This is a genomic window from Arthrobacter sp. P1_C12_2 (genome assembly GCF_056406415.1).
The window spans coordinates 122,601-137,531 of record NZ_JBFUAF010000006.1 but is presented as its reverse complement, the minus strand read 5'-3'; the positions used below and the strand labels follow the sequence as shown (position 1 = coordinate 137,531).

The 14,931-nt window shown below is 66.9% G+C and carries 13 protein-coding genes; 3 read left to right on the top strand and 10 right to left on the bottom strand.

From position 1 onward, the window contains the following. Positions 1-89: 89 nt before the first annotated feature. Positions 90-764, bottom strand: a complete 675-nt coding sequence (mtrA, locus tag AC1DZQ_RS08765; protein WP_476963149.1) for an MtrAB system response regulator MtrA — start codon at positions 762-764, stop codon at positions 90-92. A 179-nt stretch (positions 765-943) separates the two neighbouring features. Between mtrA and AC1DZQ_RS08760 the strand changes: the two genes are divergently transcribed. Next, positions 944-1,681, top strand: coding sequence for a DUF4166 domain-containing protein (locus tag AC1DZQ_RS08760; RefSeq protein WP_476963148.1), 738 nt, complete (start codon positions 944-946; stop codon positions 1,679-1,681). A 54-nt stretch (positions 1,682-1,735) separates the two neighbouring features. On the opposite strand, the gene AC1DZQ_RS08755 is transcribed toward AC1DZQ_RS08760, so the two are convergent. From AC1DZQ_RS08755 to mnmA, 7 genes are all read right to left on the bottom strand, one after another. After that, positions 1,736-2,779, bottom strand: coding sequence for a uroporphyrinogen decarboxylase/cobalamine-independent methonine synthase family protein (locus AC1DZQ_RS08755; RefSeq protein ID WP_476963147.1), 1,044 nt, complete (start codon positions 2,777-2,779; stop codon positions 1,736-1,738). A gap of 2 nt (positions 2,780-2,781) precedes the next feature. Continuing rightward, positions 2,782-3,198 (bottom strand): chorismate mutase, encoded by a 417-nt coding sequence (locus tag AC1DZQ_RS08750; protein ID WP_476963146.1) that lies wholly within the window; start codon positions 3,196-3,198, stop codon positions 2,782-2,784. 195 nt (positions 3,199-3,393) lie between these two features. Next, a complete protein-coding gene (locus AC1DZQ_RS08745; protein ID WP_476963145.1) occupies positions 3,394-5,097 on the bottom strand; it encodes an ABC transporter ATP-binding protein in 1,704 nt (567 codons plus the stop codon). Continuing rightward, complete coding sequence (locus AC1DZQ_RS08740) at positions 5,094-6,107, bottom strand: ABC transporter permease (protein WP_476963144.1); 1,014 nt, start codon at positions 6,105-6,107, stop codon at positions 5,094-5,096. Before AC1DZQ_RS08740 ends, AC1DZQ_RS08745 begins: the two co-directional genes overlap by 4 nt. Positions 6,108-6,109: 2 nt before the next feature. Further along, positions 6,110-7,201: an ABC transporter permease gene (locus tag AC1DZQ_RS08735; protein WP_476963143.1), complete on the bottom strand. Its 1,092-nt coding sequence runs from the start codon at positions 7,199-7,201 to the stop codon at positions 6,110-6,112. A 134-nt stretch (positions 7,202-7,335) separates the two neighbouring features. Continuing rightward, positions 7,336-8,964: an ABC transporter substrate-binding protein gene (locus tag AC1DZQ_RS08730; RefSeq protein ID WP_229993179.1), complete on the bottom strand. Its 1,629-nt coding sequence runs from the start codon at positions 8,962-8,964 to the stop codon at positions 7,336-7,338. A gap of 287 nt (positions 8,965-9,251) precedes the next feature. Then, positions 9,252-10,364: a tRNA 2-thiouridine(34) synthase MnmA gene (gene mnmA / locus AC1DZQ_RS08725; protein ID WP_476963142.1), complete on the bottom strand. Its 1,113-nt coding sequence runs from the start codon at positions 10,362-10,364 to the stop codon at positions 9,252-9,254. Positions 10,365-10,570: 206 nt separating this feature from the next. Between mnmA and AC1DZQ_RS08720 the strand changes: the two genes are divergently transcribed. Beyond that, positions 10,571-11,809, top strand: coding sequence for an NAD(P)/FAD-dependent oxidoreductase (locus tag AC1DZQ_RS08720; protein ID WP_476963141.1), 1,239 nt, complete (start codon positions 10,571-10,573; stop codon positions 11,807-11,809). Here AC1DZQ_RS08720 and AC1DZQ_RS08715 read toward each other — a convergent pair. Next, positions 11,806-13,047 carry a cysteine desulfurase family protein gene (locus AC1DZQ_RS08715; protein ID WP_476963140.1) on the bottom strand — a complete coding sequence of 414 codons (1,242 nt, stop codon included), beginning with the start codon at positions 13,045-13,047 and terminating at the stop codon, positions 11,806-11,808. The two genes, AC1DZQ_RS08720 and AC1DZQ_RS08715, sit on opposite strands and share 4 nt — an antisense overlap. A 107-nt stretch (positions 13,048-13,154) precedes the next feature. Between AC1DZQ_RS08715 and AC1DZQ_RS08710 the strand changes: the two genes are divergently transcribed. Next, complete coding sequence (locus AC1DZQ_RS08710; protein WP_476963139.1) at positions 13,155-14,063, top strand: DMT family transporter; 909 nt, start codon at positions 13,155-13,157, stop codon at positions 14,061-14,063. 90 nt (positions 14,064-14,153) lie between these two features. Here AC1DZQ_RS08710 and AC1DZQ_RS08705 read toward each other — a convergent pair whose 3' ends face one another. After that, a complete protein-coding gene (locus AC1DZQ_RS08705; RefSeq protein WP_476963138.1) occupies positions 14,154-14,897 on the bottom strand; it encodes a helix-turn-helix transcriptional regulator in 744 nt (247 codons plus the stop codon). Between the last annotated feature and the right edge of the window lie 34 nt (positions 14,898-14,931).

The following is a 14,931-nucleotide window of genomic DNA, read 5'->3' as shown; positions in this document are numbered from 1 at the left end:
CTGGCGATGACGCCGCGGATGACTCGGCCGGCCTCATGTCCGGCGCCGTATCCGTCGCTATGGCCTGCCGGACGCTGCGGTCCGCAGGCTCAGGAACCTGCTTTATAGCCCACACCACGGACCGTCAATACAACTTCGGGGGCTTCCGGGTCACGTTCGATCTTGGACCTCAACCGCTGGACATGGACATTGACCAGCCGGGTGTCGGCGGCGTGCCGGTAGCCCCAGACCTGCTCCAGGAGCAGTTCACGCGTGAACACCTGCCACGGCTTGCGGGCCAGGGCGACGAGGAGGTCGAATTCCAGCGGCGTCAAGGAGATCCGGTCGGTGCCGCGGGTGACCAGGTGGCCGGCCACGTCGATCGTGACGTCGGCGATCCGCAGGGTTTCCGGGGCCTTCTGGTCACCCGGGCGGAGCCGGGCCCGGACCCGGGCGACGAGCTCGGCGGGCTTGAACGGCTTCGGCACATAGTCATCGGCTCCGGACTCGAGGCCGCGGACCACATCCGAGGTATCCGCCTTGGCCGTGAGCATCACGATCGGGACGTCGGACTCGGCACGGACCTGACGGCAGACCTCAATGCCGTCCATCCCCGGAAGCATGAGGTCGAGCAGGACGAGGTCCGGCTTGGAGGAGCGGAACACGTCCAGCGCCTGTCCGCCGTCCGCGCAGAAGACGGGTTCGAAGCCGTCATTGCGCAGCACAATACCGATCATCTCGGCCAGCGCCTCGTCATCATCCACTACCAGAATGCGTGCCTTCATAGTTATATATTCCCCCATTGAATTGGCTTTGTCGTATCGGGCGGCCCACCGGCATGGTGCAAACGGGCCTGCCACCGCCGCCGGAACCCCGCCGATGCACGGGACGCTGTGACAATTGCCGCGTGGTCCTGCATGCTGTGGACAGGCCAGCGAACCGGCCCGGACCGCAGGAGGAACCCGTGAACACCCCCATCTACGAGCGCGCCCTGGGCAGCGACTTTGCCCGACTGCAGCCGGAGCTTCAAGAATACTTTGCTTTGGCACCGGGCTCCGGCCACTACGGCGTCGGCGAGGGGGTGTTCGACGTCGTCGGCTGCCGGCAGGCCTGGCTTCGTCCCCTGCTGCGGCTCACCACCGGCGAGCAGGCCTTCTTCCCCGAATACGGCGAGGGCGTCCGCTTCCGGATCGAGAACCACGCCCACCTGGACCCGTTCGGCAGGTCAAGCCTGACGGCCCGCCGGGAAATCTTCTTCCCGGAAACCACCCGGCTGTTCCAGGACACCACCAGCTTTGATGACGCAGGGTTTCATGACGCCGGGTTTGATGACGGCGGGCGCAGGTCCGGGCTCGTGGACTACGTGGGTCGGTTCCGGCGGCTCGTCACCGACCTCAATCTCAGCGTCACACCGGAGGGCCGGCTCCGCGGTGTGTCCGAGGCGTCCCGGCTGTTCCTGGGACCGCTCCGGATTCCGCTGCCGGCGGCCCTCGACGCCAAGGCCTATGCCGAGCAGTGGTGGGAGCCGCAGGACGGCGGGCGGCACCGGATCCAGGTCAAGGTGATCCAGCCCCAGCTCGGTCTGGTGCTGGTCTACGCCGGCCATTTCGACTACCGGCTCGAGCCCTACCCCGGCGGTATTGCGGCCCCGGGCTACCTGCCGGGGCACGCCCGCCCGGACGGCTGGGAAAGCAGGGTCTGACGGTGGCCACCGACGGCGGCGGCCGCCCGGGCTGCCCCGGCTGCCGGTGCTGCGTTAGCCGAGGGCGAGCTGGTTGAGGCCGTCCGCCACCTGGGTCAGCCGGGTCAGGACCGCCGCCGCTGTGGCCGGTGAGTGCCGTGCCAGGCCCTCCGACGGAGTGACCCGCAATGCCCCCAGTGTGGACGTGGGAAGGCCCAGCTGCCGCCACGGGCGCCACACGTTTTCCACGACGTCGCCAACCCTGGGCAGCCTCGCAGCGGGATCAGCTATATCCAGCGCGCCGGCCCAGAGCCGTTTGCCGGCCTCCACCGCGCCCGCGAGTTGTTCCCACTGGCGTGAGGTCAGGGCCCGAAGCGGCACGGCGATTCCGTCCGCGCCTGCCGCCAGGATCCGCTCGAACGGCGCCTCGACCTCGGAGACCGCCACAACGGTTTCGACGGCGCCTGCTGCCCGGAGCGCATCGATTACCAGCTGCCAGGACTCGGTGACCTCCCGGCCAGGCACCGAGCGCAGGGTCCGGTACCCGCTGGAGGTGGGAATGGTGCCGGCCAGGACGGAGGCAATTTCCGGTTCGTCGATCTGGACCACGATCCGGGCACCCGGGGCAGCCGCTGCCACCCGCTTGAGGTAGCCTTCCACGCCTGCTGCCAGCGATGCCGCAATCTCGCGGCGGGCGCCGTAGTCGATCAGGGCCCGCTCACCGTTGTGCAAATGCAGGCCGGCGGCGAGGCTGAGCGGCCCGCGCAGCTGGATCTTGATATCGTCCGACGGCGCTTCCTCGACCCCGATCACGTCCGCCAGGATGTTGATGTCGGTGGACAGGGCCGATTTGGCCCGCTGCAGGTCCTTGCCGGGCCGGTCCACGAACCGCCATCCATGCGGCTGGACGTCGATGGGGAGTTCCACGAGCAACGAGGCGGTCCGGCCCAGGGCATCGGAGCCGACGCCGCGGTCGGGAAGTTCGGCGAGGAACGGCAGGTGCGGGCTGCCCAGTTCACCGCGGATGATGCGCGCGGCCTCGGCCGGGTCCTCGCCCGGCCAGGGGCCAAGGGCCGTAGCGGTCACTTGGCCCGGTGCGGGCGAGTCTTTTCCGGCCATGGCTAGGCGCCCGCGGCGCGGGCGGCGTCAGCGGAGCCGGAGGCCTGGGCGGCCTGGTGGTCCTCGGCGATGGCTTCGTGGTGGCGGATGACCTCGCCGATGATGAAGTTCAGGAATTTCTCCGCGAAGGCCGGGTCCAGGTGGGCCTCGGCTGCGAGGTGCCGCAGCCGGGCGATCTGCGCCGTTTCGCGGCCCGGGTCGCCGGCGGGAAGCTGGTGCGCGGCCTTGAGGAAGCCGACCTTCTGCGTGGCTTTGAAGCGTTCGGCGAGGAGGAAGACCAAGGTGGCATCGATGTTGTCAATGCTGGAGCGGATCGACAGCAGCTCCGCCATGACCGCGGGATCCACGGAACCGGCCAGGGAGCTTGCCGCCGGGTCGTAGGAATCGGTTTCGGGAAGTTTAGGGTTCTGCTCGGTCATTGACCCAGTCTAGGGGCTCGGCGGCCAATGCCTCCCGCTGTTAAGCACCGTTGCAGGCGCCCGCGGAGACACCAATGGGCATGCCCACCGTTCGTGGCGAACGGTGGGCATGCCCATGTTGGTGTGGCCCTGCCGGAGTCCGGGCCGGGTCTGGATCGGCCCGCGCTGAATCCGGCCGGCGCCCGGTCCTGGCAGTTAGCTGTGGAGCACGGCCCGGAACGCCTCCCGGCGCCTGGCCTGTTCGTCGGGATCCGGAACAGGCAGCGAGGCGATGAGTTTCTTCGTGTAGTCGTGCTGCGGGTTGCCCATCACCTGGTTGCCGAGGCCCTGCTCCACCATCTTGCCCTTGTAGAGCACGCCGACCCAGTGGGAGAGCATGTCCACCACGGCGAGGTCGTGGCTGATGAACAGGCACGCGAAGCCAAACTCCTGCTGGATCTCCTTGAACAGTTCCAGCACTACGGCCTGCACGGACACGTCCAGGGCCGACGTCGGCTCGTCGGCGATGAGCAGCTTCGGGTTCAGGATGAGCGCCCGCGCCAGCGAGGCGCGCTGTCGCTGCCCGCCGGAGAGTTCGTGCGGGAAGCGGTCAGCGTACGACGCCGGCAGCTGCACGGACTCGAGCAGCTCGCCGACCCGCTTGCGCGCCTCGGCCGCGGTCGGGTTGGAGTGGATGATCAGCGGTTCCGCCACGCAGTCGCCGATGGTCAGCTGCGGGTTGAACGATGCCGCCGGGTCCTGGAACACGAAGCCGATCTCCTTGCGGAGCGGCTTGAAGGTGCGCTCCTTGAAGTTCAGCATTTCGTAACCCAGCACATTCAGGCTGCCGCCCGTGGTCCGGTTGAGTCCCGCGATCGCCCGGCCGATGGTGGTTTTGCCGGAACCCGACTCCCCCACGAGACCGAAAACTTCGCCTTCGGACACCGTGAAGCTGACGCCGTCGACGGCCTTGAAGGCCGGGCTGCCCAGCCGCCCCGGGTACTCGATGGTCAGGTTCTTGGCCTCAACCAGCACTTTGCCGCCCTGGTGGGCGCGTTCCACCATGCCTTCCGACGCGGAGTTGCGGCCCAGGTGCGGGACGGCGGCGAGGAGCTTCTTGGTGTAGTCCTCCTTGGGCTGGGCGAAGAGCACCCGTGAGGATGCCTCCTCCACAACGTCGCCCTGGTACATGACCACGACGCGGTCGGCGAGGTCGGCGACAACGCCCATATTGTGCGTAATCAGCACGATGGACGTTCCGTAGTTGTCGCGCAGGTCCCGCAGCAGTTCAAGGATCTCGGCCTGCACGGTGACATCCAGGGCAGTCGTCGGCTCGTCCGCCACGATGAGGCCAGGGTTCAGGGCCAGCGCTGCGGCAATCACGACGCGCTGTTTCTGGCCGCCCGAGAACTGGTGCGGGTAGTAGTTGACCCGCGTTTCCGGGTCCGGGATGCCCACTTTGCGGAGGGCTTCAATTGCCCGCGCTTTGGCTTCCTTGGCCGAGACCTTGCTGCGGCCGCCAGAGCCGGCGTGTGCGCGGATTCCTTCGGCGATCTGCCAGCCCACGGTGAAGACCGGGTTAAGGGCGGTGGATGGTTCCTGGAACACCATGGCCACATCGCGGCCCCGGATCTCCCGCAGTTTCGCCTCGCTGACGCTGATGACGTTGTTGCCGTTGATCAGGACCGCGCCCTGGCTGATGGCCGTCTCCGGCAGCAGTCCCAGGATGGTCTTGGCCGTCACAGTTTTGCCGGATCCCGATTCGCCAACGATGGCCACGACCTCGCCGGGGTTGACAGTGAGGCTGACGTCCTTGACGGCATACACATCTCCGGCATCAGTGGCGAACGTGACCTTAAGGCGGTCGATGTCCAGGACCGGGCCTGCGCCTGCGCCGGGCTTGTCGATGTTGATGGTCATAGAACTCTCGATTCTGCTTCGAGTGCAGCCTGGGTACCGGCGGTTGAGTCCGGTCCACCCTTGCCTGCCACAGCCTTCTTGCGGCCCCGCAGGCGGGGATCGTTGAGGTCGTTGATGCTCTCACCGACGAGGGTCAGCCCAAGCACGGTCAGGACGATCGCTGTACCGGGATAGACACCGGTCCACCAGATGCCCGAGGAGGCGTCTGCTATGGCCTTGTTCAGGTCGTAGCCCCACTCGGCGGCGGAGGTCGGTTCGATGCCGAACCCCAGGAAGCCGAGGCCCGCCAGGGTCAGGATGGCCTCGGACGCATTCAACGTGAAAATCAATGGCAGCGTTCGGGTTGCGTTCTTGAAGATGTGCCGGCCCATGATGCGAATGCTAGAGGCACCCACCACCTTGGCTGACTCGACGTACGGCTCCGCCTTTAGCCGGATGGTCTCGGCCCGGATGACGCGGAAGTACTGCGGGACGAACACCACCGAGATGGAGATGGAGCAGGCAACAATGCCTCCCCAGAAACTGGACTGGCCGTGGCTGATGACGATTGACATCACGATGGCCAGCAGCAGGGACGGGAAAGCGTAGATCGCATCGGCGATCACCACGAGCAACCGGTCGAGCCAGCCGCCGAAGTAGCCGCTGACGAGGCCGAGGGCTACGCCGAGGAAGATCGACATGGCCACGGCGACGATGATGACCACCGCGGCCGTCTGGGCACCCCAGAGCACCCGGGAATAGACGTCATAGCCACCCACCGTGGTGCCCCAGATGTGGGCCGGGCTGGGGGGCTGCTGTGTCGGGAAGGGACCCGCGGCGTCGCTGAGCTGGGCAAACCCGTAGGGCGCAATCCACGGCGCAAACACGGCGACGAGCAGGAAGACGACGGACAGCACCAGGCCGGTGACGAGCATGCCGCGCTGCAGCCCGACGCTCGAGCGGAAATGCGAGATCACCGGCAGCCGGTAGAAGAGGGGCTGCTTGCGCCCGCTTACTTTCGTTGCATTCATGGCTAGTACCTCACTCGCGGGTCGATCAGGGCTGCGACGACGTCCACGATAAAGTTCGTGACGGCAACGATGACCGCCAGCATTACGACGATTCCCTGGACGGCGACGAAGTCGCGGGCGTTCAGGTATTGCACCAGCTGGTAGCCGAGGCCCTTCCACTCGAAGGTGGACTCCGTGAGGACGGCGCCGCCTAGCAGGAGGGCAATCTGGAGCCCCATGACCGTGATGATCGGGATGAGGGCCGGTTTGTAGGCATGCTTGGTCACGAGGCGGTAATTACTAACGCCACGGGACCTGCCGGCCTCGACGTAGTCCTTGCCGAGTGTGCCGATGACGTTGGTGCGGACCAGCCGCAGGAAGACCCCTGCCGTCAGCAGCCCCAGGGTGAGTGCGGGGAGGACTGAATGAGCCGCGACGTCGCCATACGCTGCCATGTTGCCGCTGCGCAATGCATCCAGCCAGTAGATCCCGGTCGGTGAGGCCAGGCTTCCCATGGCCAGTTCGGTCCTGGTGGACGCCCGTCCTGCGACGGGCAGCCAGCCGAGCCAGACGGAGAAGGCCAGCTTCATCAGCAGGCCGGCGAAGAATACCGGGGTGGCGTAGCAGAGGATGGCGAAGAACCGCAGGACGGCGTCGGGCGCCTTATCGCGCTTGTAGGCGGAGATGAGCCCGAGCGGGATGCCGACCAACAGTGCCACGATGAGGGCATTGATGGCCAGTTCCAGGGTTGCCGTGCCAAAGGTGATGATCATTTCGACAACGGGCCGGCGGTCGGTGATGGTGGTGCCGAAATTGCCGGTCGCCACCTGGCCAACGTATTCGAGGTACTGCACGAGGATCGGGCGGTCGTAGCCGGCGTCGTGGATGCGCTGCGCGAGCGCCTCCGGGGGAAGCCTGCCGCCCTGGGCTGCGGTGATGGGGTCGCCGATGACCCGCATCAGGAAGAAGACCAAAGTCACCAAAATGAAAATGGTCGGAATGATCAGGAAGAACCGGACCAGGATGTAGGTCCCCAAGCCCCCACCCGAGGATTTTTTCTTGGACGGAAGGAGTCCGTCGGCGTCGTTTAGCGGCGCCTCAGTCAATGTTGTCATTGGTACCTAAGATTGTGCTGTCGCGGCTTTGGGCGGGCCGGCGTGAACTGCGGGGTGCGGCAATGACCAGCAAAGGCGGGGCGCCTTGAGGGCGCCCCGCCTCGCAGGCTGGTCAGGACAGCACGGATGCAGCCTTACTTAGAAATAGTTCCCAAACGGAACTTGAAGGAGGCATCGAGGGTGGAATCGACACCCTTGACACCGCTGCCGGAAATGGCAACCTGCGCGCCCTGGAGCAACGGAAGCGTGGAGATGTCCTTGGCGAGGGCATTCTGCGCATCCTTGATCGTGGACTCGCGTTCAGTCTTATCAACGGTGGTGAGCTGCTTGCTGATCAGGTCGTTGACGGTCGGGTTGTTGTAGTGGTTCTTCAGGAAGCCGCCCTCCGGGAAGAACGGGGTCAGGTAGTTGTCGGCGTCGCTGAAGTCCGGGAACCAGCCAAACTGGAACAGGGGGTATTCATCGGCGCGGCTGGCCTTGCTGTAGGTGACCCATTCCGTGGACTGCAGGTTGACCTTGAACAAACCGGACTTCTCCAGCTGGTCCTTGATCATGGCGTACTCGTCGCCGGAGGACTTGCCGTAATGGTCCGGGTTGTACTGCAGGTTCATAGAGACGGGGGTCGTCACACCGGCGTCGGCCAGGACCTTCTTGGCCTTGTCCAGGCTCGGCTTGCCGGCGTCGCCGTATGCGTCCTTGAACGATTCGTTGGCGCCGAGGAAGCCGCTGGGAACGTTGGAGTACAGCGGCAGGTAGGTGCCCTTGTAGACCTGGTCCGCGATGGACTGGCGGTCAACGAGGTTCGCGATGGCCTGGCGGACGGCGAGCGCCTTGGCCGGATCTGCATCCGGAGCCTTCGCGCCGAACGGCATGGTGTCGTAGTTGAACGTGATGTAGCGGATTTCGCCGCCGGGGCCAACGTTGACCTTGACCTTGGAGTCCTTCTTCAGGTCATCGACGTCGGTGGCGCTCAGGCTGCGGTTCGCGACGTCGATGTTCCCCTGCTGGATGTCCAGCTTCATGTTGGTGGGGTCGGCGTAGTACTTGATCGTGGCGGCGTCGTTGGCCGGCTTGCCGAGGACTCCCTGGTAGTCCGGGAAGGCCTTGAAGCTGACCAGTTCGTTCTTCTTGTACGTGTCGATCACGTACTGGCCGTAGAAGGCCTTGGCCTTGACGATCGAGTCGTCGTCAAGCAGTTTGTCGGCCGGGAAGACTTCATCGTCTACGATCGGCGCGGCGGGGCTGCTGAGGATCTGAGCGAAGGTCTGGTCGTTCGCCTGCTTCAGCTTGAAGACCACGGTGTTGGCATCGGGGGCGGTGATGCTTTCGATGTTGGTCAGCAGGCTTGCGGGACCGGCGGGATCGTTGATCTTGGTCTGCCGGTCGAAGGAGAACTTGACGTCCTTGGAGTCGAGCGTGTGGCCGTTGGCCCACTTGAGGCCCGGCTTGAGCTTGACCGTGTACTCGGTCGGCGAGGTGAAGGACGCGGACTCGGCCAGGTCCGGCACGGGATCTGCGCTGCCGGGCTTCGAGTTGAGGAGGAAGGAGTAGATCTGGTTCATCACCATGAACGAACCGTTGTCATACGCGCCCGCCGGATCCAAGGCAGTGACCTTGTCCGTGGTGCCGTAGGCGATCGGACCGCTTGCTGCGGCTGATGACCCGCCAGCGCCGCCGGTCGGCCCTGTGCAGGCCGTCAGTGCAAAGGCGGAAACCCCGGCCAGCGCGATGACGCTCTGCCAGGCCTTTTTGTTCATTGCCATCTGTGAACTTTCTGTTCGATGCGTTCTAGCGCAGCCCGAAGTAAAACGACTGACTCGTCGGGCGGCACGCTTTGCTGATTCCTAGATTCAACCAGACAACCATTCGGTGAAACGTTGCATTTTGTGAGTTGAGACACAAAATTTACACGATTCGAAGGTTTCTCTCATTTTCTTCAGGATTCCGCCCGGATCTTCGGCAGGGTCACGGTCCCATCTGCCGTGGGGCAACACGACGAAGGGTCCCGCCACGTGGCGGGACCCTTCATTGAATTCGGTGCGGCGGGCGGCTAGAGCGCGGCCCGTTGCAGTGAGCGCGCGGCATCGATGGTGGCCTGGCCCAGCACGCGGCTGCCCTGGTAGAGCACCACCGTCTGGCCGGGGGCCACACCGCGCAGCGGCTCGGTGAGGGTGACCACAAGCTCGTCCCCGGCCATGTGCGCGCGGGCCGGGACGGGGTCGCCGTGGGCACGGACCTGGGCGTAGCAGTCGAACTCCTCGCAGGTCGCCACTTCGGCGATGGGCAGCCCCGCCCAGGAGACCTTGATGCCGCGGATTTCGTCGATGGCGAGCAGCGCCTCCGGGCCCACCACCACCTTGTTTTCCTTGGGCCGGATCTCCAGCACGAACCGCGGCTTGCCGTCCGCGGCCGGGGTGCCCAGTTTCAGGCCCCGGCGCTGGCCCACGGTGAAGGCGTTGGCGCCCGGGTGCTCGCCGACCTTCGCGCCGGACTCGTCCACGATGTCCCCCGTGGTCATTTCGATCTTCTCGGCGAGCCAGCCGGCGGTGTCGCCGTCCGGAATGAAGCAGATGTCGTGGCTGTCGGGCTTGTTCGCCACGGAGAGGCCGCGGCGCTCGGCCTCCGCGCGGACCTCGGCCTTGGACGGCGTCTCGGCGAGTGGGAACATCGAGTGCTTGAGCTGTTCATGGGTCAGCACGCCCAGCACATAACTCTGGTCCTTGGCCCAGTCCGCGGCGCGGTGCAGCTCGGGATTGCCGTCGGCGTCGGTGATGACCTTGGCGTAGTGGCCGGTGCACACGGCATCGAAGCCCAGGGCGATGGCTTTTTCCAGCAGGGCGGCGAACTTGATGCGCTCGTTGCAGCGCATGCAGGGATTGGGGGTGCGGCCGGCGGCGTATTCATCGATAAAGTCCTGGACCACATCTTCCTTGAACCGCTCGGAAAAGTCCCAGACGTAGTACGGGATCCCGAGGATGTCGCAGGCACGCCAGGCATCACGGGAGTCCTCGATCGTGCAGCAGCCGCGGCTGCCGGTTCGCAGGGTGCCCGGCATCCGGGACAGCGCGAGGTGGACGCCGACGACGTCGTGCCCCGCCTCGACGGCGCGGGCGGCGGCAACGGCGGAATCAACGCCGCCGCTCATGGCTGCAAGAACTCGCATACTGGCTTTCTCTAGGGTTCAGGGGGCGCAGGCGCCGGGGATGCTGGTTCACCGCTGGTCCGCGGAAATAGCACAATGCCTGCCCCGCCATTCTATCGCCACGCCGAATCCTCCCCAAAAGGCCTTGACGGGGCCGCTTCCCACTTCTAGCGTCAGGACAAGCGGTTTTAGAAACGGAAGCGCGCAGACGCGGGAATCGAGCGGACATGGCTGTCGAGAACATCGTGATCGTGGGCGGCGGGCTGGCGGGTGCCACGGCCGCCAAAACTTTGCGGGCGGAGGGTTTCAGCGGCCCGGTGGTGCTGGTGGCCGCAGAGTCCCACCAGCCGTACCTGCGCCCGCCCCTGTCCAAGGAGTACCTGCTGGGCAAGGCCGGCGACGACGCCCTGCCGGTGGTGCCCGAGGACTGGTACGACGCGAACGACGTCGACCTCCGGCTCGGCGTCCAGGTCACGGATCTGGACCCGGCTGCCCGGGCTGTGGTTCTCGATGACGGGCGGCGACTGGAGTACGCCTCCCTCCTGCTCGCCACGGGAGCGCGCCCCCGGTCCATCCCGCAGCCCGGCAGCGGGCTCGACGGCGTCAGCACCTTCCGGACGGTGGAGGACAGCCAACGCCTGCATGCCCGCCTCGCCGGCGGTGGCCTGAACGTGGTCATGGTCGGGTCAGGCTGGATCGGGATGGAACTGGCCGCCGCCGCCAGCACCTTTGGAAATACCGTCACCCTGATGGGGTTGGAGGATGTGCCGCTGGGCGCGGCGATCGGCCCGGACCTTGGCGGCTTCTTCCGCGGGCTGCACGAGGCCCACGGCGTGCGGTTCAGGCTTCCGGCATCGGCTGCCGAGATTCAGGGACGGTCGGGACGGGCGACGGCAGTGGTCACTGATGCCGGCGAAGTCCTGCCCGCCGACCTGGTGGTCATCGCCGTCGGCGTCGCGCCGGAGGTCGGTTTGGCCGAGGCGGCCGGCATCGGGATCCGCAACGGCATCCTCACCGACGCATCGCTGCGGACCTCGGCGGCCGGAATCTTCGCCGCCGGCGACGTCGCCAATGCCCTGCACCCGTTCACCGGCGAGCACCACCGCAGCGAGCACTGGTCCAATGCCCTCAATGGCGGCAAGGTGGCGGCCAAGGCGATGCTCGGCCTCGATGCCGCACTGGACACCATCCCGTACTTCTACACGGACCAGTACGACGTCAGCATGGAGTATTCGGGCTTCCCGTCGCTGGTTGCCGGGCCACCGGTCATCCGCGGCTCGCTGGCGGACAAGGAATTCATGGCCTTCTGGCAGCGGGAGGGCCGTGTGGTGGCCGGGATGAACGTCAACTGGCCCCGTGCCGCCAAGCCCCAGAAGGCGATCAAGGCGCTCATCAACTCACGGACGGCCGTGAGCCCGGACCTGCTCGCCGACTCCTCGGCACCGCTGGATCAGCTCCTGGATTAGCTCCCTGCGGAGGCCTGACGGGCAGATTCGCGCGCGACCGTTCCCGCGGTCTGAATGCTGGACTCATGCCCGGCCATGCCCGCCTGGCGGGCCCGTGCGTAGGCGCCCGGCAGCGCGGCGAGCAGAGCATCGACGTCGGCGTCGGTCGAGGAATGCCCGAGCGTAAACCGCTGCGCACCCCTCGCCGTGTCCTCGTCCAGGCCCATGGCCAGCAGCACGTGGGAGGGCCTCGGAACACCCGCGGTGCAGGCGGAGCCCGTGGAGGATTCGACGCCGGCGAGGTCCAGCAGGAACAGCAGCGAGTCCCCTTCGCAGCCGGGGAACGTGAAATGCGCATTGCCCGGCAGCCGGCCGGGGCCCGGGGCGCCCCGCAGGACGGCCTCGGGGACGGCCGCACGCACCCCCTCGATCAGCCGGTCCCGAAGGGCTGCGATCCTGGCGGCTTCCTCGGGGAGCTTCGCGGCGGCGGCCTCGGCGGCCGCGGCAAAAGCGGCGATCGAGGCCGTGTCCAGCGTCCCGGATCGGACGTCGCGTTCCTGCCCGCCGCCATGCTGGACCGGGGTCAGCTTCACCGCCCGGCCCAGGATCAGCGCGCCGACGCCGACCGGTCCGCCGATCTTGTGCCCGGAGACGGACATGGCATCCAGGCCCGTCGCGCGGAAGTCAACGGGCATGGAGCCAAAGGCCTGGACGGCGTCGGAGTGGACGGGCACGCCGGCGGCGTGTGCCAGTTCCACAACCCGGGCGACGGGCTGGATGGTGCCGACCTCGTTGTTGGCCCACATGACGCTCACCAGGGCAATCGACACCGGATCCCGGGACAGCTCGGCTTCAAGCACGGCCAGGTCCACGACGCCCGCGGAGTCCACCGGGAGCCAGCAGACCTCGGCGCCTTCATGCCGCTCGAGCCATTCGACGGTGTCCAGCACCGCGTGGTGTTCGACGGCGGAACACAGGATGCGGGTACGCGCGGGGTCCTCGGCGCGGCGGGCCCAGTACAGGCCCTTGACCGCAAGGTTGTCCGCCTCGGTCCCGCCGGAGGTAAAGATGACCTCCGAGGGGTGGGCACCGGCGGCCGCCGCCAGCACTTCCCGTGCGTCCTCCACGGAACGCCGGGCACGGCGGCCCGATCCATGCAACGATGAGGGGTTGCCGGTCCGGGCCAGTTCGCGCGTCAGTGCAACCAGCGCTTCCGGGGCGAGGGTGGTGGTGGCGGCATGATCGAGGTAGGCAGGCACAGCCCAATTCTACCCGCGGGCGCCTGCGCTGCCTCGGCGGCAGGGCGGCGGAGCAGAGTCAGGGCGAAGGCACAGCGAAGGGCATGGGGCTGGTGTACATTCAAGCGGTGAAAGCGCCCCTCTACCTTGTGCTGGCCACCTTGTTCTGGTCCGGCAATTTCGTCGTCGGACAGGCCGCCGTCGCCTCGATGACCCCGCTGGACCTGACTTTCTGGCGCTGGACCCTGGCCGCCGTGCCGCTGCTGATCCTGGCCCACTTCATCGAGAAGCCGGACTGGCGCGCGGTGCTGCGCCGCTGGCCCGTGCTCCTGGCGCTGAGTGTCCTGGGCATGAGCGGCTACACGCTGCTGCTCTACTGCGCCCTCGGATTCACGTCCGCGATGAACGCCTCCCTGATTACGGCCGCCAACCCGGCCCTCATTGTGGTCCTGGCGGTCGTCTTCCTCGGTGAGAAGACCACGCGGCTGGGATGGCTCGGCATCTGCCTTGGCCTGCTGGGTGTGCTGCTGGTCCTGACCCAGGGCGAGCTGGCCCGCGTGTTCAGCCTCTCCATCAACACCGGTGAGCTCATGATGATCGGCGCAATCATCGTCTGGGGCTTCTACACGATCATGGCCCGCCGCCTGAATGTCCCGCCCATCGCGGCCACAGCGGTTCAGGTGGTAATTGCGACCGTGATGCTGGCGCCTTTTGCCGTCGCCATGAACGTGCAGTTTCCGGACACCGCGGCCGAGGGCTGGTCAATTGCGTACATTGCATTGTTCCCGTCCCTTTGTTCCTATCTCCTCTGGAACCTGGCCCTGAAAACCACCCCGCCCGGGACCGCGGGAAACTACCTCAACCTGATGGTCGTCTTCACGGCGATCATTACCGTGGTGCTGGGAACTCCGCTCACCCTCGTGCAGATCGCAGGCGGCCTCATGGTGATCGCCGGCGTCCTGCTGACCGGAATCAAGGGCCAGCCCAGGCTCGCAGTGCCGGCCGCCCCAGCGGCGGGGCCCCAGCCGGGCCGCTAGCCGCCGCCTCAGCCAGCCCGGGTCACACCGGCAGCCCGGTCACACGCGCAGCCCGGTCACACGCGCAGCCCGGTCACACGCGCAGCCCGGTCACGATGGCAGGATGCGGGCACAGCACTGCCCGGGCTGCGCGCCGCCCTGCTCCCTGAGATCTTCGATGGCAAGCGCTTCGATCCGGCCCGGATCGATACCCAGGGCCGCGGAGGCCCCGCCGAGGAAGGCTCCGTTCATGGCGCACACCACGTCCGCGTGCCCGGCGGCGAGCCGATGGAACGGGCAGTTCAGCAGCACCAGTCCCCCGCCGCCGTCGTCCGCCGGACAGTAGCCCTGCCCCGCAAGGAAGTCCGCGAACGGGCCGGCACCGTCGGGACCGCCGGCGGATTCCCCATCCCCCGCCGGTTCGCGGGCTGCCGACTCAGCCGCTGACTGCCCCTTGGCGCGGGCGGCCCGGAGCAGGGCATCCCGCGGCGATCCGCCGGCGCTGGTTGCGTCCTCGATCGCGGAAACCAGCAACTCGGCGGCGAGATCATAGTGGCGGTCGGGGATGGAAGCCGCGACCTCGTCAACGGCGGCCCGGTACAGCTTGGCGGGCCGGCCGGAACCGGGGCCCTCCCGCCCTCCGAGTTTGCGGAACTCTACGGCCAGCAGCCCGTCTTTCACGAGCCGGTCCAGATGGAACGAGGCAGTGCTCCGCGCCAGGCCCACGGCCTGGGCGGCGTCGTCCCGGCCGACGGCATCTGCCGCCGAGGCGACGAAGTCAAACAGCCTCCTGCGGTTCTCGTCACCCAGGGACGCGACCGCCGCAAGCCTGTGGTTCCACGGAAGTTTGGTCATGGGACAAGAATATCTCTAAAAACAAGAATTATTG